Genomic DNA, 24,677 nt, shown 5'->3' with positions numbered 1-24,677 from the left:
CAAATAAAAATATAAAACAAAATTTAACATTAACAATAATTAAGAGTAAATAAGTAAGTATACAAGCATAAGTAATAACACATACCCACCCCGCCGCAGAGTAAACATTATCAATTGATAATAAAAGAATTAATCATTAAATATACACTTTAACCTGCTTTTATTAAATCCCCAACATTTTGTTTCATAAAAAAACCACAATCTCAATTAAGTATTTTTAAATATACTTATTTTTATTTTCACTCATAATTTATTGGTCATAATAAAATATCATTATTTTACAAATATTAATCTCAAATCATATTTAGGGATATTTCTATGAGTCAGCCTATTCAAATTGGGTCCTATACACCCACGTTAAAGCTAAAACCGATTGTTTTATGTGTTTCCGCCATTTTAGGTATTACTTCTGTCGCTCAAGCAGAAATAATTAATACCAATGGTGCCGGCGTCATGAATAACAGTAATGGTCCAACGATCGTCCATATTAATAAAGCCAGCGATAAAGGTGTTTCTCACAATATATACAGTAAGTTTGATGTTGATAATAAAGGGGTTATTCTAAATAATAGCAAAGATAATGTTAATACCCAATTGGGTGGAATGATTAACGGCAACCTTAATTTATCAGGTGGTGAAGCCTCCGTTATTATTAACGAAGTCAACTCCAATAATGCAACAAACTTAAACGGTATGGTTGAAGTTGCAGGTAAAAAAGCACAAGTGATTGTTGCTAACGCATCTGGAATTACTTGTAATAGTTGTGGATTTATTAATACCGAAAGTACCACACTCACAACAGGTAAACCTATTGTGACTAACGGTGAATTGCTTGGCTATAACGTATCCAAAGGGCAAATTATCGTTAATAAAGGTTTAACTTCTGATTCCCCTACTGAAATTATCGCGCGTTCAGCGGTGATTAACGGCCAACTAAAAGCAAAAGAGCTCAAAGTCGTCACTGGACATAACTTTGTCGATACTAACGGTGATGTTGTCTCTACTGTTGCAGCTACAGGTAGTAGACCTTCTGTGGGTATTGATGTTTCTGCGTTAGGTGGTATGTACGCTGATAAAATCACCTTAATCTCTACTGAAAATGGAGTCGGTGTAAAAAATAAGGGGATTATATCAGCGGGTGATAAAGGCTTATCGGCTAAATCTGCATGGGTTTTCTCTAATGAGAGTAACAAAATAGAGTCTTCTGGTGATATTGACTTAAACGTAAACACTTTTCATAACAAAGGGTTAGTCAGTGCTAAAAATGATCTTAATATTCTGACGAATGAAACTAATTCTGGATATGTAACCTTTGATAACGATAAAGGCAAACTTATTTCAACCTCAGGTGATATTAATTTACGCACCAATAATACTGTTTTAAACCGTAACGGTGGGAGCATCCAAGCTAAAAATAATATTAATATTAAAACCAATGAGATTCAAAATGGTGGCGGTTTAATCAAAGCCGAGACAGGTGATGTCAATATTGACGCTAGAGGTACAATTTATCAGTGGCGTGAATATTCAAGTGTCAGACCTGAAGATAGAATTATTGCTGGTAGAGATATTAATATTACCGCAGATAGAATTATTAGTGAAAATGCTAAAATTGATGCAGGTAGAGATGTCATTTTAAACACTGTATCCTCTATAGAAAATATTAACTCTGTTATCACGGCTAAACGTAGAATGAGCATTGATGCGAATAGTCTAACAAATAAATCATCATCGATTACTGCCACTAATGCTAAATCTGATTTAAATGTCACTAATTATATTACTAATGACGCAAACTCAGTCATCAGTAGTGGTCGTGGATTAAATATTACATCTGCAAGGCTCACTAATGCAGGTAAAATCATTTCCCCAACTAATGTACCAAATACGGTTCCAACGCCAACCTACGAGTCCAACATTAATGTTAAAGATATTGATAACAAAGGCGGTTTCATTGCTGGCGATAAACTGAGCATTACGTCTGATTTTATCTATAATGACCAAGGTTTTATTGATGCAAAAACACTTGATATCAATGCTAACTATTTAAACAATAACGGTGGATATATTCGTTCATATAACAATATGGCGTTAAATACTCATCAACTAAATAATTATAATTCAAGTAATTTTAGCCGAGTTTCCAGTAAATTTGGGTTAATCAATAAAGTGGGTGGTATTGAAACCTTAAATGGTGGCATTACCGTTACAGGTCATTACCTATATAATAACTACGGGTTATTCAAAAGCGCAGCCCAAGATAGAGCTGCACCTTTGGGTGGTATGGAGTTTAATTTAACGGGTGATTTTAATAATACTTATGGTGAACTAACCAGCGATAATAGTATTGCTATCAACACTAAATCACTCAATAATTACTGGGGTAAAATTAACTCTGGCAATAAATTAATCATTAAATCGACAGGTTCCATTAATAATTACTATGGAAAACTATCCTCACTAGGTGTTACTGAACTTTATACCCCTTCAGTTTTAACCTATGATTCAAACGAAACCTATAGTGTTGATGGAACTGGTATCATTTATAGACCTGATGGTCTAAATATTATTCACATCAAAAAGCCTACTGATAAAGGTATTTCACATAATACTTATCAAAGCTTCAATGTGAAAGATAAAGGAGTCATCTTTAATAATAGTAGTTCATTAACCACAACTCAGTTAGCTGGCAATATTAATGGTAATGACAATATAACAGCAGGAAAAGAAGCTCAAATTATTCTTAATGAAGTTGTCGGTAATAGCATCAGTACCATTAATGGTATGATGGAAGTTGCAGGTAATGCGGCTCAAGTCATTGTGGCTAATGCATCAGGTATTACCTGTAATAGTTGTGGCTTTATTAACGCAGAACGTGGGGCATTTGTCACCGGTACACCATTAGTCGTTGCTGGTAATTTAATTGGCTATAATGTTACTAAAGGACAAGTCACTATAAATAAAGCAATATCCTCAGCTGATGCAATTGATTTTATTGCTCGCTCAGTACTTATTAGTGGTGATGTTAATGCAAAAGAGTTAAATATCGCTACAGGTAATAACTTATTTGATGCAAATGGTAATGAGTTATCTACACTGACTAATACCAATATCTCTAGTAAAGGGGTGACCATTGGAGCTAATGGGAAATTAAATGCTGATAAAATCAATATTAATTCAGTCGGTTCAGGTTATTTACTTAATAACAATGGTTTAATTAATGCAGGAAGTACGGGATTAACCGTTAATTCGGATTCTATTTACAATACCGCAGTGATCCAATCTGTCGGTGACATTAATATAACATCGACTAGCAACATTGTATTTAATAATAAAAATTCCATTACATCTAGTGCCGGCAATGTTGATATAACATCTAATGGCCAGATGGTAAATCATCCTAGCGCATTAATTAGCGCTTACAAAAATGTCAGTATTAATTCCCTTGATAGCTTTTACGGTAGTGGAAGCTTAGTTAAATCAATCACTGGTAATATTGATTTTAATTTAGCAAAAAGTTTCATTCATTGGAGTGGATATTACAGTAAATGGGGTGCAGATACAGTTATTGCTGCAGGCGATATTAATATAAATGCTGCATCAGCGACTATTGAAAAAGCAAATGTTAGCGCAGGCAGAGACTTTACCTACACGGGTTCTAATTTAAGCATTGGTAAGTCTAGTACTGTGAGTGCTAATCGTCGAGTTATCATTGATACTGACAATTTAAATAATAGCGCTTCCGTTCTTAAGGCTGAAACTGGTCGTATGGATATTACCGCACGAAATGCAATACAAAATGACAGTACCTCAGTAATTAGTAGCGATAAACTGTTAAATATTACAACGCCTAAATTAACTAACACAGGTGTTATCGCCTCAGGAAATGGTAAATCAACATTCCGTGTCGATAATTTGGTTAATACTGCAGGTTATATTAAAGGTTTTAATCTTAACTTTATCTCTGAGTATCTAAACAATACAAACGGGTTGATTAAAGCTGATAATAATATTGTGATGGATGCAACGTATGTCTCTAATACTAATTCCTCTAACTTTAGCAGATATGCGACCTACCTTGGCTTAGTACAACAAAATGGTGGAATTATCGCTGAAAATGGCAGTATCAAAATGCAAGGTACCCAATTGAATAATACTTCTGGCATTATTCAAACCAATGCTGTCTTCCCTGCTTCTGGCGAAGCCGATATTAATATTACAATGGGTAATGAAATCATTAACAACTATGCTCAAATAAAAAGCGCAGGAAATCTGAAAGCAACTGCAAATACAATTTCCAACTATAGTGGTTTAATGAATGCAGACCTTGGCTTAACCGCTAAAGCTACGCATTCTATTAATAACTATAATGGAAAAATTAACTCAAGAAATGTCACTACAGTGACAACACCTAGCCTATCAAACACTAACGGGCAAATCTTGGGCAGCAATGTCATCATTAATACCCCCTAAAATATGACTGGTATGCCATAAAACAAAAAGGACAGCTTAGCTGTCCTTTTTTATGGGATTGCCCAGAATATTAATCTTCGAGTAACGTTACATGGCCAATATAAGGCAAATGACGGTACTGTTGTGCGTAGTCGATACCATAACCAACAACGAATTTATCTTCGATTGAGTAACCAATCCATTCAACTGGAACATCCACTTCACGGCGTGATGGTTTATCCAACAATGTGCAAATAGCGACAGATTTAGGGCCGCGTAATTCGAAAATCTCACGAACTTTATTTAAGGTATTACCAGAGTCGATAATATCTTCAACAATTAAAACGTGCTTATCACGAATATCTTCGTCCAAGTCTTTGACAATTTTAACATCACGGCTTGATGTCATCGCATTGCCGTAACTTGAAACAGTCATAAAATCAACTTCATGGGGAACATTAATTTTACGGCATAAATCTGCCATAAAAATGAATGACCCTTTTAATAAACCAACAAGGACTAAATCGCCTTCAAGTGGTTGATAATGAGCACTGATTTTTTCAGCTAATTCGCTGATTCGTTGAGCAATCTCTTCTTCAGAGATCATGACTTCAAGGGTATGTTTCATCTTCAATTACGCATCTATGGGAATGGAAAGCGCGTAATTTTACCATAGGCGAAGCGTAGATACTAATAAAGGAAAATGCAGCAATAACATTTAATGCTGCATTTCGTCCTAAAACTAAAGTATTTGGTTAACTCACTGTAAAACCAAGCATCATTCCTGTGTCTTCATGTTCTAATAAATGGCAATGTGCCATATACGGATGCTCTTTCGTCGCAGGGTGTTTAAATTCCACTAAAATTTCACTCACCTGCCCTTCAACTTTAACAATATCTTTCCAGCCTTGGCGATGCGGCTCAACAGCCTGGCCATTTTCTTTCAGGATACGGAATCGAGTTCCGTGTACATGGAATGGATGCAACATCATGTCACCACGCCCTGAAACGACCCATATTTCTTGGCGGTTCATTGGCGCATCAAATGCTGGGTGTGTCATTGAGAACACTTGCCCGTTAATGGTATTCGCGTTATGGATATCTAAATCACCAGTCCCTGTGCCGCAATGCCCGCCATTCCCCATGCCACCTCGCATATTTCCACTACCCATATTACCTTGACTCATATTACCATGGTTCATGGTGCCATTGTTCATCATCGCGCCATGATCCATATTGCTCATCATCGCGCCATGACCGCCCATGTTCCCCATCGCTTGAGCACCATACTTTTCGCGCAGCATCATCATACCTTGCATGTCTAAACGCATATCCATCATAAGGTGGAAACGGCGGCGATTTAATCCTGCTAAAGAAGGGATTGCAGAAATTGCAGCAAGAGTTGAAGGTAATTTACCTTCACCATTTGTTAATGTAGTTTCGATACGTAAAACAGGTAGAGGTTGGTCAAATGGTGCAATAGTCATCCCCATTTGCCCTACGGGTAATGTCACTAAATCAAATGCACGACCATCTGAAGCATCAATTAGCACCTCAAAACGCTCTCCCATTAAGATAGGTAACTCTGTTACCGCAATCGGCTCGGCCAACAAACCACCATCACTCGCAACGACATACATGTTACGTCGATCACTGGTGGAGATATTTAAACTACGAGCGTTACAACCATTTAAGAGCCTTAAACGTAACCAGCCTTTGGGAGCGACATGTTTAGGATAAACTGCACCATTGGTTAACATTATGTCACCAAACCAACCTACCGCAGCGCTCATCACATCTAGTTGGTAATCGATTTGCCCATCATCTTTCAACCGTTTATCTTGTAAAATCACAGGGATATCATCAACGCCCCAATGGCTTGGTAAACCATGTTTTGCCGTGTCATCATCTTGAATTAGCACAAGGCCTGCCAGCCCCATCGCCACTTGGTATCCGGTTTTTCCATGAGTGTGAGGATGGAACCAACAAGTCGCTTCGCTTTGATTTACCGTAAAATTTACGTTACGACTGGCACCAGGTTGGATTATCGCTTGAGGGCCGCCATCTTGTTCACCTGAAATTTCTAAGCCGTGCCAGTGAACAGTGGTATCTTCAGGGAGCTGATTCACAATATTAATATTAACACTTTGGCCATTTTTTAAGCTGATTGCTGGGCCGAGCAAATCACCGTTATACCCCCATGTAGTCGTTTTCTTACCAGGGACAAATTGGGATGTTCCTTGCTTGATCGCCAATTGAATATTCCCTTGAGCATCAGGCTCTAGTAACGGGGGAATTGCCAATGTGGGATAGTTTTCAGCCGCTACTGCGATGCGGCTCCAAATAGGCAGCGCACTTGCAGCATATGTGATAGCACTTAATTTTAAAAAATCGCGACGTAACATTGATAACCTTCCTTTTATTATCAAATCAATAATCACTGGCAGAGTATGTTGAGGGAAATTACCCTTTCTCTGCAAAACATGGTTTAATAAAACAAATGATAAAGCCTCCCCTTACAGGAAGGTCAATAAACCCACTCAATAATTATGGGTTTATTACATTCATTTAAGAAAAATATAGTTGACTAACAATTCTATTCTTATGCTAACGTTACTTGACATAGAAACCCGATAGAATAAAGAATGCGCAAATTTATATTAATGATGTCATGCATAATGACTCTGTTAGGGATAACCAATTCTGCCAGAGCTCTTGCCCCTAACGAAGCTGAAGATCTGGCTGATCTGACGGCTGTTTTTATTTACCTAAAATATGACTGTGGGTACTCACAAATTCCCGATAGAGAAATTGAACGCGCTATCGTGTACTTTGCGAAAAGCAATAAATGGGATTTGAGCAACTACAACTCTGAAAAAATGACTCAGCTAAATAAAGAAAGTTATAACGACTTGAAGGGAATACCACTCACACAAGAGTTTAAATGCCAGTCACTCGCACGGGATTCACTTGGCCTTTTCGCCTACGTAAAATAACCCCATGCTCTAAGTCGAGAAAACATGCAAGGATTTAAGTGCATGTTTTCTTCTCCTACTAAGCACATTTATTGCATTTTTTTAGCCCTACGTTCTTGCCAAAATAAAACAACAGATGGAATGCTTTGAATAATCACCATGCGGATAATATGATTCGACATGACAAATCCTGCATCCAAATTCATTGTAATTGCAGCAAAAGTCATCGCTTCCATACTACCTGGCGCCCAAGCAAGTAATAATACCGAAATATCATACCCCGTTAACCATGCTGCAAATACCGTAATCAAGAATGTCAAAATAATATTGATGACGACAACTTGCGCAGAGGAGTAAATATTTTTAATTAATGATGAAAGCGGAAAAACCACAAAGTGATTACCGATATTCATCCCAATTAATACCATACTCAGTTCAGTCAGCATTAATGGGAAGTTTAATGGAATATCGACCCAACTTTGTATTAATGTTGCTGCGGCTAATGATGTGAGCATATAAGGTGCAGGAACTCTAAAACGCTGCAATATCAAGCCTGTAATCACCCCAACAACAACAATGAGCAATAACCACATTGTTGCAGCCAGCGTTAATGAAGGAAACTCAATAATCGGTTGCGGATCGCCATCGCTCCCAACCACAATCCCAGCTAATAAAATTAATATAATAAGGCGAATAGTATGGGAAATAACAATCTTCTGTGGTGGTGTGTGAGTATGGTCAGTTAAGGCCAAAATGGCAGCCATTGCCCCTGGTACAGACCCCAACATAGCTTCTTGTTTTGTCCAGCCAACCTTGCGGTAAAACCAAAAAAAACTAAAGGAAAATTGCACAGCTAGGCACACAACTAACATCAATAACAGCAAGAATAAATTATCAGCCTCATTGAGCGAAACCTGGTTAAACATCAAACCAACCGAGGTACCTAATGTCACTTGAACAAAAGAAATTGTGTGTTTTGGTATAGCAAAAGAAATGCCAAAGCGATGAAAAATGATAACAGCGATAATTGGGCCAAACATCAGTGCAAGTGGGACACCAAGGTAAGTTAGTCCCCCTCCAATCACTGCGCAAACAACGATCCCAATTATCATATTAAATAATTTCATCATACAACATTAACCGTTAAGATTATTTATAGTCTTAATTTATATCATATTATTAATGCCTGATGACCTTAGTTTTCATTTATTTATTATGATAGTGATCATTCACTGCGGTTTTACCATTATTAGTTTTTGATTTCCTTATTTTTACTGCCTCCCAATCTGTCTTTAAAGAGCCTTATTTTGACATTTAGCATTATCGGTTATGGCTTGGTTAATTATCGCTTTTGCCATCCATTGTGCTAATTCAATGACCTGCTCATTATCCATCTTCCAAATATCCTTTAGCACTAAGAAAATCTCCGAGCCATAAATAACGGAAAATGCTTTGATTACCTTATCAACAATTTCTTGCGGATATTCCGATTTCATCGGTGCTGTGACCATTGTTAAAATATCTTTGCGGTTTCCCCGTTCGAATTGCTTATTTTTTACCTCTTGCGGAGCAGAACGCCCTTGTGCCCATTGCTGCAATGAGGCTTGTAATGCAGCTCTTAAAGCGCCTTCATGCTCAAACATTCTTGGAAAAGCGAAGGTCAGCAGTTCATCAATACGCTCTTCCGTTTTTTCACTCTGAGGCCGCCATGTTAAAATGGGCCCTAAGCTTTCATTAACAGTTGCCGTGATTAAATCACTTTGAGTGGGAAAATACCGATAAGCGGTTGCACGGGAAACCCCCGCTTCAAGTGCTAGCTCAGAAACGGAAGGCATTGCCCCTTTTTCAAATAAATCTAAAGCCGTTGTTACCAATAATAGATAAGTCCGTTTTCGCGTTCCCTTATATCCCTGAGCCGAATTAGTTTTAGGCATTTTATTTATCCTTAAAATACTGTCTCTTACATCAAGTCTAGTCAATAATACTGAGAAAACACAAGCAAAAATAAGTTATCCTTCTCAGTGACATACCGTTAAATGTTTAATCTCCCAAACTATCCTGTATATACAATTAAATATTGTATCCCTATCACAAATTTAGCAACCCTATGATACAAAGCACTAATAATATTTCTGATGTTTTATCAATATGATATGCATAATATCAACTAATTGTTTCTTCAATAAACCCAAAATGAGACTGCAATCTCATTTTACAAACGTAAAAAATGATACTATAGTCTCATTGCGGTGAAAAATTCAACGCGAACTCTAATCTGAAAGGATTTTTATATGAAAAAACACCCTGGTTTTATCTATATTGCCACAACGCTGGATACCAAAAGTGCTGAAATATTTTATGTCAGTGAATTAATTAAAAGCGCTGGGTTAGCTGTTCGCACCGTTGATTTAACCACTCAACCAACGCAATTAGAAAAAGAGGCAGATGTCAGCGCACACACCATCGCAAGCTTTCACCCTCTTGGTGTGGATGCGGTTTTTTGTGGTGACCGTGGCAAAGCGATTGAGGCGATGGCTCACGCTTTTAGCCTTTACCTTGCTGCACAAACTGATGTCGCGGCAATCCTTGGTTTAGGGGGCTCGGGCGGGACCGCATTAATCACCCCTGCAATGCAAGTGCTCCCTGTTGGTATTCCTAAGTTAATGGTCTCCACTATGGCGTCTGGGGATATCTCAGGTTATATCGGTGCAAGTGACATCTCGATGATGTACTCAGTCACCGATGTTTCAGGATTAAATATTATTTCTCGTAAAGTGTTAAAAAACGCAGCAAATCAAATAGCAGGTGCCGTCTGGTTTAACCAAGAAGAAGAAAATATTGATATCAAACCTGCCATCGCCCTAACTATGTTTGGCGTAACGACACCTTGCGTTCAACAACTTACCGCACAATTAGAAGAGCAATACGACTGCCTCGTGTTTCATGCCACGGGGAGTGGTGGTAAAGCGATGGAAAAACTGATTGATAGTCAATTACTACATTCTGTGCTGGATATGACGACAACAGAAGTGTGTGACTATTTATTTGGTGGCGTTTTAGCCTGTGATGAAGACCGTTTTGGTGCCATTCAACGTACACAAATACCTTGCGTCATGTCTTGTGGTGCGTTGGATATGGTGAATTTTGGTCGCCCCGCCACAGTACCTGAAAAATACCAAGACCGCTTATTTTACCATCACAATGCGCAAGTCACATTGATGAGAACAACCAAAGAAGAAAACCAACAAATGGGTCGTTGGATTGCTGAGAGATTAAATCGCTGTGATGGCGAAATCCGTTTTATTGTTCCAACATCAGGATTTTCCGCATTAGATACCGAAGGTGCACCGTTCTGGGATCCTATTGCGGACCAAGCGTTTATCGATGCACTGAAAGAAAATTTGATAATAACAGAAAAAAGACAGCTTATTTTGAGTCCTCACCACATAAATTCCCAAGATTTTTGTGAACAGGTTATTCAGCTACACCAGGAAATTTTGAACAAATAATAGAGGTTAATATGAAACATAACCGCGCAGAGTTATTGAAAAAATTCAGAGAAATGATTGCTCGTGGAGAACCAATTATCGGCGGTGGTGCAGGTACAGGTTTATCCGCAAAATGTGAAGAAGCTGGTGGCATTGACTTAATCGTTATCTACAACTCAGGCCGTTACCGCATGGCGGGTCGTGGTTCACTTGCAGGCTTGCTCGCTTATGGCAATGCCAATGAAATCGTTATGGACATGGCAAAAGAAGTCTTGCCTGTTGTTAAGCACACTCCTGTTCTTGCAGGTGTTAACGGTACTGACCCATTTTGCCAGTTTGATAAATTTTTAGATGACATCAAAGCGACAGGCTTTGCGGGCGTGCAAAACTTCCCGACCGTTGGCCTGATTGATGGTAATTTCCGCGCTAATTTGGAAGAGACGGGAATGGGCTATGGCCTAGAAGTAGATATGATCCGCATGGCACACGAAAAAGATTTATTGACCACTCCGTATGTTTTTAGTGCTGATGATGCTGTTGAAATGACCAAAGCAGGTGCGGATATCATTGTGCCACATATGGGTTTAACAACAGGTGGGAATATTGGTGCCGAAACAGCACTAACGCTCAAAGACTGTGTACCTCTTATCAATGAATGGGCAAAAGCAGCTAAAGCGGTGCGTGATGATGTCATTGTCCTTTGCCACGGCGGCCCTATCGCAACACCTGAAGATGCCGAGTATATTTTAGCAAACTGCCCTGACTGCCATGGTTTTTATGGTGCAAGTTCAATGGAGCGTTTACCTACCGAAGTCGCACTAACAAAGACTACACAGCAATTTAAATCAATAACACGTTAATTTTTTTATTTTTTGCCAACACCAGGCGCCTATTTCGATAGGCGCTTTTTTTATCTCTTTTTTGGGTTTAAAAAACGCCACAAAACCCAAAGTAGCGATGTTGAATAATACAAAACACCGAATTGAATAATCATAAGCGGTTTTTCCGTCATCCCTGTCATTTTTAACATGCTATAATAGTTATTATCTTCAAGGTATTGATCCGTAAGCCCCCCTTCAGGCAAATAATGCGTTAAAAATACAGCAATAATAAAACACGCAACATAATGACGTAATTTAGCAATCCCTTCATCGAAGGCATTAAAATTATCAAACTCATTCCCTTGCTGACGCCCAATAATAATTCGGTTTATTAACGTAGCCGCGTAAATATAAAGAATGGCGGAAGAATTAATTTGCGTAGTATGAAAAATATAAGCCACGCCACCTAAAATAGCGGCCACAAAAATAAAGAAAAAACCACGCTGAAGTACTGCCATCATTGTGCCCATATGCACTAGAATAAACTCAAACAACAGTATCAATACCATATTGTAAACCACTTCAACACCTGACCAATCAGGGGAAAACCACAAAGACAATAAAAAACCGATATAAAAAATAGTTAAGCCGTGATCCACCAGCGAAGGTAGAAAGTGCATAACACCTTGAGGTTTACCTGATGCAATAAAATGGCGCTTCCCTTTTACTGAGAATGATGATGAATGCTTATTGGTATTTTTTTTGTTTCTTATCTTCCTTGCCACGAACTTACTTTCCTTTTTCTCGGTAAATAGAGTGACCTTTACACAAGAAATTCATTAAACAGGCCATAAAAATGGGTAACCCAAAGTAGAGCACTCCAAACGCAAAAGCGACATGAGGCTTGTCAGGAAACTCTCCCCCCGTGGAAATACTGGCGTAATAACCAATAGACCGCAAATACTCAGGTGTTAACCCACCATAAGGCACAAGGAAAGATAAAATTAATACGAGAAAAATACAAAACATAAAATTGAGCGCCATTAGTGCTGAATAGCCCATATTTTCATTGCGTTCTTGTTCGCTGCGGCTGGTTAAACCAAATAGCATCCGGTTCGCGACCGTCGCACTATATAAATAAAGTATCAAGGGTGAATCCCCTAATACTGACATATTAATTACCAATGCAAATAAGCCATAGAAAAGCGCAAATAAGGTTAATATTCGCCAATCACGAAATACCGCCATAAAGACGCCAGAGTGAATCAAAATAAATTCAAAAATTAGAATAATGGTCAGGTTATAAATAATTTCCACAGTGTAGTACTCAGGAAAGAACCAAACGGATAAAATAAACCCAACATAGAAAAGGGAAAAACCGTAATTAATTATTTTAGAAAAAGCACGAATAAGGCTAAAAGAGTGCGAGCTTTCTTTCACACTTTTTACTGAGGGTTGTTTTGGGAAGAAACCTTGATTTTTATTTTTTCCTGTTTTTAATTGCTCATTCCCTGACGGCTTAACCATGATCTCACTCCAGATTATCAATTTTACTTTCTGAATAAGCTACTTGATAACGCAAAAAATAAATAGTGGCCAAAATCCGAATGACAAAGTACAACCAAGATAAAGTGTAAAAAACATCAGCAAGATGGCATGAACTTAACGTTTCATGCCACAAATAGAAGCGTAATTAGACGAGTTTGGCAATCAATGTGTCTAAATCACCTTGCAGGAAATTCACCGGTGGGATTTCAATTACAGTATAAGCACCCGCCGCCTGCTTCATTGAAGCGCGCGCAGCTGAAACCATAAATTGTGATGTTAATGCAGGGTTATTGATACGCATTGAATATTCGAACAATTGGTTGTGTGTAGCACCCGAAACGCCTTTGTGCGTCATGTGTACACCGTGCCCAACGTCTTTTAATGCGTCAATGCTATCGACCTGGCGAATATGGGTTTCATCAGAGGCAAAATAGCTATCCGCTTTAATCGCTTGAGCAACATCATCAAATTTTGCGCCTGCGTCTAATTCAATGTACACCATACGGCGATGTACCCCAGTTCCTAATGGAATCGTTACCGATAACGCATCTTTCACGCCATCAATCGCTTTTGCCGCAACACTGTGCCCCATGCTCATACCTGGTCCAAAATTGGTGTAAGTCACCCCTTTTGGCGCCATGGCTAACATTAAAGTACGCATGATAGAGTCAGAACCTGGATCCCAGCCAGCTGAGACAACGGCGACGCTATTATGCTGCTTGGCAACATCATCGAGGCTTCTTTTCAGCGCCACAATGTCTGAATGCACATCAAAGCTATCAACAGTATTGATGCCTAATGCTAAAATTTTTGCCGCAAGTGGCCCGATTGCACGGGTTGGTGAGCACAGGAGCGCAACATCCACTTTCCCTAGTTTTTCAATATCATCGACGACTTTATACGAGGCAAGTTCAGCAGGGATATCTTGTGTATTGCGACGAACGATACCAACAAGCTCAAAATCATCAGCGGCCAGAACAGCTTCTAGCGCATAATGGCCAATATTGCCATATCCCACTATTGCTGCTTTAATTTTTGTCATTTTTACTCCTATACAGTTCTGATGTTGCTTATTAATTAATTTATAGCGAAATTAAATCTAACAGATTAATTAAAAGTAAACAAAACATTCACTTTACGAAATTGGGGGCATTTTAACCCTATTTTCATTAATGAATTCCATGTAGAATTCCCAGTTCAAACGACTATTCTTAATTCTCATAAATATATAAAGGTTCTCAATGCATCAGTCTGATGTGACTGAGCGGTCACTCTTTTCGCTCAGTTGGCCAATTTTTATCGATATTTTTCTGCATTTGGCCACATTATTAATTAATACTTACATGGTTAGCCATGTATCGACGGCTTACCTTGCTGCAATGGGGGTGGGTAACCAAGTCTTTGATCTTTTTATCACTATTTTTAACTTTATTAGTGTGGGATGCAGTGTGGTTATCGCACAATATTTAGGGGCAGGCCGCCGTGAAAAAGCCAGCCAAGCGATTCACATCTCCATCGCCTTTAACTTTATTCTGGGTTTTTCCAGTGCATTAGTCGCGGTATTCTTTGGCTATACCATCCTAAAAATCATGAATATGCCATCCCATTTAATGGCGGATGGTTATACTTATTTACGTATTTTAGGGATTTGTTTAATTCCTGAAGCAATTTCCATTATTTTAGCGGCATGTTTACGGGTTTATGGCAAAGCACAGCCTGCCATGTGGGTAACATTGATTGCCAACCTGATTACTGTTGTTGGTAATATCATTGTGCTTTATGGTTTCTTCGGCTTGCCACAATATGGTTTAGAAGGTGTGGCATGGTCAACCGTAGTCGGACGTATTGTTGCTGTCATCTTACTTTTCTGCTTATTATTCTATGGGTTACGAATAAAGTTTGTCCCAATGATGCTCATTCATTGGTCACGTAAGATGCTCGGTAAAATTTTGCATATCGGTTTACCTTCAGCGGGGGAAAACCTTGTGTGGATTTTACATTTTATGACAGCATCTGCCTTTATTGGGTTAATGGGAGAAACTTCCCTCGCTGCGCAAACGCTTTATTTCCAATTATCTTTATTTATCATGTTGTTTGGTATTTCTGTCAGTATAGGTAATGAGATCATGGTGGGTCATCTGGTTGGCGCAAAACGCTTCCAAGATGCCTATATTCGCGGTATCAAGAGTCTAAAAATGGGCTTTTATGTCACTATCGGTGTTGTTATTGCTTTCTGGTTACTTCGCGATCCTATTCTAAACAACATTACCGATGACCAAGGTATTATCGATCTCTTATTACCCTTATTTTTACTCTCAGTATTTTTAGAGCCAGGGCGCACCATTAATATTGTCATGGTGAATGCGTTACGTGCCTCTGGGGATGCGCGCTTCCCATTATGTACTGCCATTATCTTTATGTGGGGAGTGGCGATTCCACTCGGCTATTTTTTAGGGATAAAAATGGAAATGGGCTTGCTGGGAATTTGGCTCGGCTTCTTTGCCGATGAATGGCTGCGTGGCTTAACTAATGCATGGCGCTGGCGCTCACGGAAATGGCAAAGTAAACGCCTTGATGTAGAGAGTTAATCGGTAAAACAATCACAATGTCCTGCCCTGTTTTATAGGCAGGATTTTTGTGACAAAGCTCAAATTTAAAAATATTTTATTTTTATCTCAACATTTGGAGATTTTTTTTCTCCCTCTCCCCAATATATCCCCGAACATAGTGAAGTTTTTCTCCAACAGGTTGTTTAAAATAATAAAATCAAAGAAGATTTCATTAAGGGAAGCTGCCATGCATGCGCAATCACAACCATTACTTTGGCAATATTTTATCAATGCGGTAAAACAAGAAGTTAAGCCTGCTTTAGGTTGTACCGAGCCAATTTCACTGGCTTATGCTGCAGCAAAAGCAGCGTCCTTCCTTGACGGTGACATCACTCGCGTTTGTGCCTTTGTCTCCCCTAACCTGATGAAAAATGGTATGGGTGTCACGGTGCCAGGTACAGGCATGGTAGGGTTACCTATCGCTGCCGCTTTAGGTGCGGTTGGCGGCGATGCGGATGCGGGTTTAGAGGTTCTAAAATCCGCTTCGGCCGATGCCATTGCATTGAGTAAAACTATGTTAGCACAAGGACTAGTGACTGTTGATATCAAACACCCTTGCGAAGACGTTATCTATTCCGAAGCGACGGTACATACCCAAACAGGCTCAGCGACTGTGATTATCACGGGTTCACATACCAACATTGTGAAGATAACCCATAATAATGAAACTGTGTTTGATACCTTATCAAGAAAACCCCTAGAGGATCTTCCTGTTGATTGTGCAGCAGATATCCCTTTACCGCCCGTTACCGCAAAGGCCGTCTACCAATTTGCAACTGAAGCCCCATTAGACGATATCCGTTTTATTTTAGAAGCCGCCCAGCTAAATGAAGCCCTTTCCCAAGAAGGTCTGCGTAATGTCTATGGCCTACATATTGGGAAAACGTTGCAAACTCAGCGTGATCGCGGTTTGTTATCGAAAGACTTAATGTCCGAAATTATGATCCGCACCTCTGCCGCATCCGATGCCCGTATGGGCGGCGCGGTTTTACCTGCAATGAGCAACTCTGGCTCAGGTAACCAAGGTATTGCCGCAACCATGCCTGTTGTGGTAACTGCAGACTATTTACAATCCTCTGAAGAACAGTTGGCTCGTGCGTTGATGTTATCCCACCTAATGGCTATTTATATTCATAATCAGTTACCTGCGTTATCTGCACTGTGTGCGGCAACAACCGCTGCTATGGGTGCAGCGGCTGGGATTGCATGGCTATTGGAATCACGCTATGAAGTCGTCGCAATGGCGATTTCCAGCATGATTGGTGATGTCAGCGGGATGATTTGTGATGGTGCATCAAACAGTTGTGCAATGAAAGTCTCCACCAGCGCCAGTGCAGCCTATAAAGCTGTCCTCATGGCCTTAGATAATAGCTGTGTGAGAGGATCTGACGGTATTGTGTCGGATAATGTTGACCAGTCGATTGCTAATTTGTGTGCATTAGCAGCAGGGTCAATGAGGCATACTGATGTGCAGATTATTGAGATTATGGCGTCAAAAGCTCGTCCGTAGCGTTGTTGGCTGCATTCACCAACCCTAGTCACATACTTGTGTATGCTCCTAGGGATTATTTCTTTTGCCGTCTTGCTACGGCCGCTAATTCTTCGTCCTTAACGCCGTAGCGTTGTTGGTTGCATTCACCAACCCTAGTCACATACTTGTGTATGCTCCTAGGGATTATTTCTTTTGCCGTCTTGCTACGGCCGCTAATTCTTCGTCCTTAACGCCGTAGCGTTGTTGGCTGCATTCACCAACCCTAGTCACATACTTGTGTATGCTCCTAGGGATTATTTCTTTTGCCGCCTTGCTACGCCGCTAATGACTTTGAATTTTTTTTTGAATTTCTTTTTTTGAATTTCTTTTTTTAATTGTTCTATTTTGAATTAACTTCTAGGGCGGCGAATTTTTCACGGATCATATCTTCGGGTAGGTCAATACCAATAAATACCAATACACTGCGGCGTTGTTCATCAACTTCCCAGTCTCTATCCCAGTCTGCACTATAGAGGCGCTGAACCCCTTGGAATAACAGACGTTTTGGTTCGCCTTTGATGGATAAAATACCTTTGTAACGCAATAAATTATCCGCAAAGCCGAGCAGTAAATCTTCCATTACCTGTGAAACTTCCATTAATTCAACAGGGTAATCGAATTCCACGACAATAGATTCCACTTCATTTTGCTGTTTTGGTGCAAAACGGAAAGTCGGTTTATTCACCTTCAGTTGCGAGTCTAATAAAAAACCTTCAATATCTAATAAAAGCTGTAAGTTAATGTCGCCATGAATAACTGGGTAAATTGGCGCTCTGGCATTAATACGTTGCAATCGCTCTAACAGGGGATCAGTATCTGGATTGATATCGGTTTTGGTTAATAAAATTCGGTCTGCATAGCCAATTTGAGCTTGAGCAATCGCAAAATCATTCAGTTGTTTCTCTGCATGAACTGCATCCACCAACGTAATAATGCCATCTAATAAAAATCGTTCGCATAACACGTCATGGGAAAAAAAAGTCTGCGTAATAGGGCCAGGATCTGCCATTCCTGTACATTCAATGACTAGGCGGTCAAAATCCAATTTGCCACTGTCGAGGCCATCTAATAAATCCAATAATGCATTTTCTAATTCGCTTGAACGAGAACAACAAATACAACCGTTACTCAAGGTAGTGATTTGTGTGGCTCTGTCACCAATAATAGCATTATCAATCGGGACTTCACCAAATTCATTTTCAATGACTGCAATTTTATGCCCATGTTCTGCATGAAGAATATGGCTAAGGAGCGTGGTTTTACCCGCACCGAGAAAACCGGTTAGGATTGTGACATTAATTGGTTTCATTATTATCCTCTTTGCATCATTGTTTCACTGTGAGCATCAACAGCAGCGGAATCCGCCTTTACCACTTCCACCATACCGCGCATCTTGTCTTTCACGAAAAAATTCTTTGTAAGTCATGACAGGCTTATCAGGGTGATTGTCACTCATATGTTGAACATAAGTATCATAATCAGGAATACCAATCAGCATACGAGCTGCCTGCCCTAAATATTTGCCTGTTTTACCAAGGTTTCCAAACATCAGCCTCTCCAAATACAAATGCCCTACATCATGAACACACAATGTAGGGCTACCGTTCAGTTATCGAGCCACATTAACCGCTCGATGGTGTCGAATGGTCACTAGTGTGTAGATGAAACTTTCACGCCCTCTTTCGGTACAGGGACATATGGTGTTTCTTTGTCTGTACGCTCTGGGTTTTTGTGTGCTTTCATTCCCACGCGGATACCATAGAAAATGATACCGTAAACAACCACTAAGAATAGGATACTCAGGCCAGCATTGGTGTAGTTATTAATAATAATGTGATTCATATTAGTAATTTCTTGTGCTGTCAGCTCTGCACCACCTGCGGCAATCTTATCTTTATAAGATTTCGCTAAGTACAGGAAGCCTTCAAGCTGCGGGTTATCACTGAATAATTTCAGTCCTAACGCCCAAGTGGTACAAATCAATAACCATACCGCAGGTAATACTGTCACCATGATGTATTTACTGCGTTTCATCTTAATCAGGACAACCGTACTTAAGACTAACGCAACTGCGGCTAACATTTGGTTCGAGATACCGAACAGTGGCCACAGGCTCTTAACGCCGCCCAGTGGGTCAACAACGCCTTGATACAGTAAGTAACCCCATAAGCCAACACAACCTGCCGTACCAATGATACCTGCAACCAGTGAGTCAGTTTTCTTCAAGAATGGAACGAAGTTACCCAATAAGTCTTGCAGCATAAAGCGGCCAGAACGGGTTCCTGCATCCAATGCAGTTAAGATAAACAGCGCTTCAAACAGAATACCAAAGTGATACCAGAAGCCCATATTTGCCGCAGGCATGATTTCGTGGAATACGAATGCAATACCAACAGCTAATGTTGGGGCACCACCTGCACGGTTCAGAACAGACGGTTCACCGATATCTTTCGCCGTTTGCATGATTTGCTCAGGTGAAATCACAAAGCCCCATGAACTGACCGTTGCCGCTGCGTGAACAGAAACATCTTTCAGTTGAGCCATAATAGCCGCACCATCTGGGCCACCCAATTCATGCAGGTTAGGCATTGTAATGCCTAATGCTGCTGGTGGGGTGTTCATCGCAAAGTATAAACCTGGTTCGATAATCGATGCAGCAACCAATGCCATAATCGCAACGAAAGATTCCATTAACATTGCACCGTAACCGATGTAACGTGCATCTTTTTCGTTTGCTAACAGTTTCGGTGTTGTACCGGAAGAAATTAAGGCGTGGAAACCAGATACCGCACCACAGGCAATGGTAATGAACAGGAATGGGAACAGCGTACCTTTCCAAACTGGACCTGAACCATCAACAAATTGCGTCACAGCTGGCATTTTTAACTCAGGGTTTAGAATAACGATACCAATCGCTAATCCAACAATAACCCCTATTTTCAAGAAAGTCGCCAGATAGTCACGAGGTGCTAAAATTAGCCATACAGGTAATAGTGCAGAAACAAATGCATAACCAACCAGCGCATAAGTGATCGTAGTGTCTTTAAATGTCAGTGCAGGACCCCAGTATGGGTCGTGAGCAATAACGCCACCGAACCAAATGGATGCCACCAGCAACACGATACCGATGACGGAAACCTCACCAACACGCCCTGGTCGGAGATATCGCATGTATATCCCCATAAACAAAGCAATTGGTACCGTCGACACCACGGTGAATACACCCCATGGACTTTCTGCCAAGGCTTTTACGACGATCAACGCCAATACGGCAAGGATAATGATCATAATGAGGAAACAGCCAAAGAGTGCTAGCGTTCCTGGAATTGGGCCTAACTCTTCTTTAACGATTTCCCCGAGTGAAGCACCATTACGGCGAGACGAAATAAACAACACCATAAAGTCTTGTACCGCACCCGCTAATACAACCCCTGCCAGTAACCATAGCGTACCTGGTAAATACCCTACTTGCGCTGCCAGTACAGGCCCAACTAATGGCCCTGCCCCTGCGATTGCCGCAAAGTGGTGACCGAATAGGACATTTTTATTAGTTGGAACATAGTTTAAACCGTCATTATTAATGACCGCTGGAGTCGCACGGGTTTCATCCAGCTTCATCACTTTTTTCGCGATATACAAGCTGTAATAGCGATAAGCAATAAGGTAAACCGCCACCGATGCGACGACTATCCATAGCGCACTAATGTGCTCGCCGCGCCTTAGCGCAACAACCCCTAAACAAATTGCACCGATGATCCCAAGGATCATCCACGGAACGTGCTTTAAAATACCATTTTTGTTCATAGAACACCCTTCTGAGGTAAAACGAACATGCCTTTGATTTTGTATTTACCATCACGCTAACAACATCATAGTGCTGCTTGTCATTGATGGTTTTTTAATTGGCAGTGGTTGAACTGTATTAAATCGAAAATTTTGAGCTCTGCCATGGTGTCTATGGTAAGAAATTACACTCTGCAAATGACTAAAGTTACACTAAGCGGTGCCATACAGAATTAAGCGGTTTGAATTTTGCCGTGAATGGTTTTAAGGAAGGTTTAACAGGATGAAAACTGTGATCTACATAACAATAACAACTGTTTTTCAATAAGTTAAGTAATATAAATAATATGGTTAAAATCGAATTAATTGTAAATAAACATCATGAAAATCGTAAAAAACGTCTTAGATACCCGGAAAAAGCGTATCTAAGTACTTAGTCCCCTTAGGGTAGTGTGATTGTTGTCCAATCCCCGCCAACCCACCAGCTGTGTTCACCATCTGTTTGCGTTTTACACCCTACCCCAACTTTAGCTTTGCCGTCTTCAAAGGGATAGGCGCAATCATATGTTGCCTCAATAACCACCTTCCCTGTTACAGCATCTGCAAAACCAATTTTATTTCCCTTTCGAATACGATAAACCCCCTCTTGGGCTTCGTCAGGCCAATTATCAAAATAGTAAATTTGATAAACTTCTTGATTATGTTTATCCGCAACAATTAACTTGCCATCTTCTGATTGTTGTAAACAATATTGAAAAGGCGATTTGGCTTCAAAGCAATGAATTTGGCTTTTTTGGTCATCCACCCATAGGCTGTACTGTTGATCCAGATTTTGTGCAAACAAAGGTGCAGAGCCAAATAAGGCAAGTAACACAGCAATTTTAGATCGGTTCATCCTATTCCTTATTCCTTTATGGCTTATAATTTAGCGAAGCATCGCTGGATTGGTTAAAAGTCACTGGAATTAATAACACTTTATTTTGAGACGCTGAATTAAACCGCCACTGATAGGCAACTGAAATTAAGCCATCATCAAAATAATCCACACCACTACTCTGCTGTAACATGATAGAGCTTGGCACGCCCCCTTTTGGTACATCAATTTTCAAAATTGCTTCACCTTGCTTATTCCCCACAAATTCGGTTGAGATAATAGGAAGTTTCAATGTTTTTTCTTGAATACCAAAAGCCGAAGCATCTACATTTACTATCACTCTGTCAGTCAGGTTTTCATTTCTCATAGGCGAAATGCGGGGGGATGAAACAAAAGGTACTGCCGCAGGCATCACTTGTTGAGCCAACGCCTTTTGTTCTTCAAGCTCTTGACGTTCCTGCTCTGTAGCTGATGCAGGCAATTCACTTTTACTATACAGCAGTGCCATACGCGCATTAATAATATTCACCCGCGCTTTGGTTTCATCAGGCAAACCAAATAAAAAGAAACGAGATTGCGCCACCATCAAACGCTGATCTAGGCTATTACCCGCATTATAATGCATTAATGCAAATGCACCTGCCGCCAACTCAGGGTCTTCATCTATCATCGTCACCCCCCAAGCAAACCAGGCGTCAATGCGGTTTGGGTTAATGGTGATAATTTGTAGGTAGTGTGCCCGTGCACTCAACAGTAAATTACGCCAATGTTGCTCATCATCAACAAAGCCATCTTTTATGGCAGATGCTTTATTTTCGGTTAATAACGTGCGCGCCGCATTGAAATGCATTAATTCCATTCTTGCCGTTGTACTCAGCACTTCAATGTTATTTGGGTACTTTAGTAATAATGAACGAACTCTTTGCGTGTTACTTTCCCACGCTTCACCGTTGGATTTAGAACGGCTATCCGCTTGTCGCAATGTTGCGCGTATCTCTTTTGAGATCTCCTGCTGCTGCTGGTAATATTCATAAGATGAACCAGCGCTGCGTGTATATTTAGCGGGGACTGTATTATTCACATAACTCACGAGCCTTTTGATCACATATCCGAACGATTTTTCATTATGCCTTGCTAAAGCCTTACTGGCGCTCTCCACTAAAAGCCCAACTTCTTGCGCATAATCATCCAGGCTTTTCACCGTACTTTTAAAGCTAACAGTGACTAGGTGGCGAGCTGGCTGCTTTGTCGGCTCAAATCGTAATTGACTCACTGCATATTCTGCTGCGATATCATAATTTTTTACACCACTGGTGGTATCGATTAACGTGAATGCAGGAACACCTTCTTCATTCACATCTACCGCAACAGTTGCGGTAACATTATCGATGTCATATTTAATCGAAAGGTAACGAACGTCATTAACAGAGCTAGGCTCAATTGCAGTTCCCTCTGTATTAATCGTTATTTTCCCAGGGTAACGAGGGTCACTTCGATCATAGTACGTCGCAAGCTCTACAACCCCATATATTCCTTTAATTGATAATGGTTGTTTTGCCAATACTTGTGTTTGTTCATCCACGGTTTCTCTGAACCAATCTAATACCTGTATATTGCTCCTTGCCTGCAAGATAAAAAAGTTTTGGCGTTCCACTGTAGAAAGATGTTGAATTTCTTTTGCAAATATTGCGGCGCTTTGCGTATCAAATAATTCAGAGGGGGATTCTGACCATTTATCACTGAGACTCAGATATTGTGCAAAAATAAGTGCAGCATACGCATTCTTTAAATTCGCATCGCTATTATCGACTTGGCTTTTTATCAAGCTATATGCGAGCCCCAAACCTTTCCAATAAGTGGCGTTATTCGGCTGCGCAGCAATAGCACGAATAAAGAAAATAAGGCTATCTTCTGCGGTCTCAGTTTTGCGTAATGTAAGCAAACCAACGGCGAAAGCAAGCGCCCCATCTTGCGGCAAATATTGGCTCGCATTTTGTAATTGAAAAATTTCGTCGTTTGAAACTGGCGCATTTGTTTGCAATAAGGGTTGCCATATTGCACGCATTGCTGCGCTTTGTGGCTCTAATTCTGCAAGCTTATCCATCTTATCAATACGCGCTTGCAATTCATGGTATCGCGCTTCAACTTCAGTGTTAGCTTCATGGTTATAAATAATTCCTGATAACACACCACTCACAGCCGTGTTTTGTTCATTCTGGAATAATTGCCAATCACGCTGTTCAATGAGTGTTTGTGCCCGCCAACGTTGGTTTGATTCCGAACTTAACGGAATATTTAAAAGTGTAATGACGCTAAATACTGCCAATGTAATAATAGCTGCCCGCCAATATTGCCTCGCTTGAAAGCGAACAGCACCTATCGACAATGCAATAATAAACGTCAATCCAAATAACCACATCACTGTCAGGAATAAGTTATCACTGACATTCAAAGCACTCGGCCAAATTAATTCACCGAGTTCAAATAACGCAATAAACACACCATAGCTAAAGAAAAAAGGCAATGCAGGCACAGCAAACAACAAGACCAAAGGTAATAAAAGAAGTGGGCTCAGTTTTATTTTCAACGTCATCCT

At 40.1% G+C, this 24,677-nt stretch carries 18 protein-coding genes; 6 read left to right on the top strand and 12 right to left on the bottom strand.

What is annotated here, in order from left to right; all coding sequences use genetic code 11:
- Window positions 1–318: 318 nt before the first annotated feature.
- Window positions 319–4,473: a filamentous hemagglutinin N-terminal domain-containing protein gene (locus ACE2AL_RS05065; protein WP_375084087.1), complete on the top strand. Its 4,155-nt coding sequence runs from the start codon at window positions 319–321 to the stop codon at window positions 4,471–4,473.
- A gap of 70 nt (window positions 4,474–4,543) precedes the next feature.
- On the opposite strand, the gene hpt is transcribed toward ACE2AL_RS05065, so the two are convergent.
- Entirely contained in the window at window positions 4,544–5,080 is a 537-nt protein-coding gene (gene hpt / locus ACE2AL_RS05060) for a hypoxanthine phosphoribosyltransferase (RefSeq protein ID WP_206082964.1), read from the bottom strand.
- Between the two features lie 127 nt (window positions 5,081–5,207).
- Complete coding sequence (cueO, locus tag ACE2AL_RS05055) at window positions 5,208–6,857, bottom strand: multicopper oxidase CueO (RefSeq protein ID WP_375084085.1); 1,650 nt, start codon at window positions 6,855–6,857, stop codon at window positions 5,208–5,210.
- Between the two features lie 240 nt (window positions 6,858–7,097).
- Here cueO and ACE2AL_RS05050 point away from each other — a divergent pair, with 240 nt between their 5' ends.
- Window positions 7,098–7,448 carry a YacC family pilotin-like protein gene (locus ACE2AL_RS05050; RefSeq protein ID WP_206082966.1) on the top strand — a complete coding sequence of 117 codons (351 nt, stop codon included), beginning with the start codon at window positions 7,098–7,100 and terminating at the stop codon, window positions 7,446–7,448.
- A gap of 68 nt (window positions 7,449–7,516) precedes the next feature.
- Here ACE2AL_RS05050 and ACE2AL_RS05045 read toward each other — a convergent pair whose 3' ends face one another.
- On the bottom strand, window positions 7,517–8,557 hold the full coding sequence (locus ACE2AL_RS05045; protein ID WP_206082967.1) for an AbrB family transcriptional regulator: 1,041 nt from the start codon (window positions 8,555–8,557) through the stop codon (window positions 7,517–7,519).
- A 162-nt stretch (window positions 8,558–8,719) separates the two neighbouring features.
- Window positions 8,720–9,361 carry a TetR/AcrR family transcriptional regulator gene (locus ACE2AL_RS05040; RefSeq protein ID WP_272574245.1) on the bottom strand — a complete coding sequence of 214 codons (642 nt, stop codon included), beginning with the start codon at window positions 9,359–9,361 and terminating at the stop codon, window positions 8,720–8,722.
- 357 nt (window positions 9,362–9,718) lie between these two features.
- On the opposite strand from ACE2AL_RS05040, the gene ACE2AL_RS05035 reads away from it, so the two are divergent.
- On the top strand, window positions 9,719–10,936 hold the full coding sequence (locus ACE2AL_RS05035; RefSeq protein WP_349415628.1) for a Tm-1-like ATP-binding domain-containing protein: 1,218 nt from the start codon (window positions 9,719–9,721) through the stop codon (window positions 10,934–10,936).
- 11 nt (window positions 10,937–10,947) lie between these two features.
- On the top strand, window positions 10,948–11,775 hold the full coding sequence (locus ACE2AL_RS05030; protein ID WP_206082970.1) for a phosphoenolpyruvate hydrolase family protein: 828 nt from the start codon (window positions 10,948–10,950) through the stop codon (window positions 11,773–11,775).
- Between the two features lie 50 nt (window positions 11,776–11,825).
- On the opposite strand, the gene ACE2AL_RS05025 is transcribed toward ACE2AL_RS05030, so the two are convergent.
- The 3 genes from ACE2AL_RS05025 to ACE2AL_RS05015 all read right to left on the bottom strand — a co-directional run bounded on the left by ACE2AL_RS05025 (window position 11,826) and on the right by ACE2AL_RS05015 (window position 14,326).
- Entirely contained in the window at window positions 11,826–12,521 is a 696-nt protein-coding gene (locus ACE2AL_RS05025) for a hypothetical protein (RefSeq protein ID WP_375084082.1), read from the bottom strand.
- A gap of 4 nt (window positions 12,522–12,525) precedes the next feature.
- Window positions 12,526–13,263, bottom strand: a complete 738-nt coding sequence (locus tag ACE2AL_RS05020; RefSeq protein ID WP_206082972.1) for a hypothetical protein — start codon at window positions 13,261–13,263, stop codon at window positions 12,526–12,528.
- A 166-nt stretch (window positions 13,264–13,429) separates the two neighbouring features.
- Window positions 13,430–14,326, bottom strand: coding sequence for a diaminopimelate dehydrogenase (locus tag ACE2AL_RS05015; protein ID WP_206082973.1), 897 nt, complete (start codon window positions 14,324–14,326; stop codon window positions 13,430–13,432).
- A gap of 199 nt (window positions 14,327–14,525) precedes the next feature.
- Here ACE2AL_RS05015 and ACE2AL_RS05010 point away from each other — a divergent pair, with 199 nt between their 5' ends.
- A complete protein-coding gene (locus ACE2AL_RS05010) occupies window positions 14,526–15,872 on the top strand; it encodes an MATE family efflux transporter (protein WP_206082974.1) in 1,347 nt (448 codons plus the stop codon).
- Window positions 15,873–16,080: 208 nt separating this feature from the next.
- Window positions 16,081–17,403 (top strand): serine dehydratase subunit alpha family protein, encoded by a 1,323-nt coding sequence (locus ACE2AL_RS05005; protein WP_375084081.1) that lies wholly within the window; start codon window positions 16,081–16,083, stop codon window positions 17,401–17,403.
- A 361-nt stretch (window positions 17,404–17,764) separates the two neighbouring features.
- On the opposite strand, the gene yjiA is transcribed toward ACE2AL_RS05005, so the two are convergent.
- From yjiA to ACE2AL_RS04980, 5 genes are all read right to left on the bottom strand, one after another.
- Complete coding sequence (gene yjiA, locus ACE2AL_RS05000) at window positions 17,765–18,733, bottom strand: GTPase (protein ID WP_375084080.1); 969 nt, start codon at window positions 18,731–18,733, stop codon at window positions 17,765–17,767.
- 36 nt (window positions 18,734–18,769) lie between these two features.
- Window positions 18,770–18,973, bottom strand: coding sequence for a YbdD/YjiX family protein (locus tag ACE2AL_RS04995; protein WP_004260586.1), 204 nt, complete (start codon window positions 18,971–18,973; stop codon window positions 18,770–18,772).
- Window positions 18,974–19,074: 101 nt separating this feature from the next.
- Complete coding sequence (locus tag ACE2AL_RS04990; protein WP_206082977.1) at window positions 19,075–21,228, bottom strand: carbon starvation CstA family protein; 2,154 nt, start codon at window positions 21,226–21,228, stop codon at window positions 19,075–19,077.
- 421 nt (window positions 21,229–21,649) lie between these two features.
- Entirely contained in the window at window positions 21,650–22,102 is a 453-nt protein-coding gene (locus ACE2AL_RS04985; protein ID WP_206082978.1) for a WG repeat-containing protein, read from the bottom strand.
- A 16-nt stretch (window positions 22,103–22,118) separates the two neighbouring features.
- Window positions 22,119–24,668 (bottom strand): energy transducer TonB, encoded by a 2,550-nt coding sequence (locus ACE2AL_RS04980; RefSeq protein WP_375084077.1) that lies wholly within the window; start codon window positions 24,666–24,668, stop codon window positions 22,119–22,121.
- Between the last annotated feature and the right edge of the window lie 9 nt (window positions 24,669–24,677).

The organism is Providencia xihuensis, assembly GCF_041953405.1.
Classification (GTDB): domain Bacteria; phylum Pseudomonadota; class Gammaproteobacteria; order Enterobacterales; family Enterobacteriaceae; genus Providencia; species Providencia vermicola.
The sequence above is the reverse complement of the archived record's forward strand: the minus strand, read 5'-3'. Positions and strand labels throughout refer to the sequence as shown.

Excerpts from the sequence above, each read along its gene's own strand:
- ACE2AL_RS05065 (WP_375084087.1), top strand. The coding sequence starts at position 319 with ATGAGTCAGCCTATTCAAATTGGGTCCTATACACCCACGTTAAAGCTA.
- hpt (WP_206082964.1), bottom strand. The coding sequence starts at position 5,080 with ATGAAACATACCCTTGAAGTCATGATCTCTGAAGAAGAGATTGCTCAA.
- cueO (WP_375084085.1), bottom strand. The coding sequence starts at position 6,857 with ATGTTACGTCGCGATTTTTTAAAATTAAGTGCTATCACATATGCTGCA.
- ACE2AL_RS05050 (WP_206082966.1), top strand. The coding sequence starts at position 7,098 with ATGCGCAAATTTATATTAATGATGTCATGCATAATGACTCTGTTAGGG.
- ACE2AL_RS05045 (WP_206082967.1), bottom strand. The coding sequence starts at position 8,557 with ATGATGAAATTATTTAATATGATAATTGGGATCGTTGTTTGCGCAGTG.
- ACE2AL_RS05040 (WP_272574245.1), bottom strand. The coding sequence starts at position 9,361 with ATGCCTAAAACTAATTCGGCTCAGGGATATAAGGGAACGCGAAAACGG.
- ACE2AL_RS05035 (WP_349415628.1), top strand. The coding sequence starts at position 9,719 with ATGAAAAAACACCCTGGTTTTATCTATATTGCCACAACGCTGGATACC.
- ACE2AL_RS05030 (WP_206082970.1), top strand. The coding sequence starts at position 10,948 with ATGAAACATAACCGCGCAGAGTTATTGAAAAAATTCAGAGAAATGATT.
- ACE2AL_RS05020 (WP_206082972.1), bottom strand. The coding sequence starts at position 13,263 with ATGGTTAAGCCGTCAGGGAATGAGCAATTAAAAACAGGAAAAAATAAA.
- ACE2AL_RS05015 (WP_206082973.1), bottom strand. The coding sequence starts at position 14,326 with ATGACAAAAATTAAAGCAGCAATAGTGGGATATGGCAATATTGGCCAT.
- ACE2AL_RS05010 (WP_206082974.1), top strand. The coding sequence starts at position 14,526 with ATGCATCAGTCTGATGTGACTGAGCGGTCACTCTTTTCGCTCAGTTGG.
- ACE2AL_RS05005 (WP_375084081.1), top strand. The coding sequence starts at position 16,081 with ATGCATGCGCAATCACAACCATTACTTTGGCAATATTTTATCAATGCG.
- yjiA (WP_375084080.1), bottom strand. The coding sequence starts at position 18,733 with ATGAAACCAATTAATGTCACAATCCTAACCGGTTTTCTCGGTGCGGGT.
- ACE2AL_RS04995 (WP_004260586.1), bottom strand. The coding sequence starts at position 18,973 with ATGTTTGGAAACCTTGGTAAAACAGGCAAATATTTAGGGCAGGCAGCT.
- ACE2AL_RS04990 (WP_206082977.1), bottom strand. The coding sequence starts at position 21,228 with ATGAACAAAAATGGTATTTTAAAGCACGTTCCGTGGATGATCCTTGGG.
- ACE2AL_RS04985 (WP_206082978.1), bottom strand. The coding sequence starts at position 22,102 with ATGAACCGATCTAAAATTGCTGTGTTACTTGCCTTATTTGGCTCTGCA.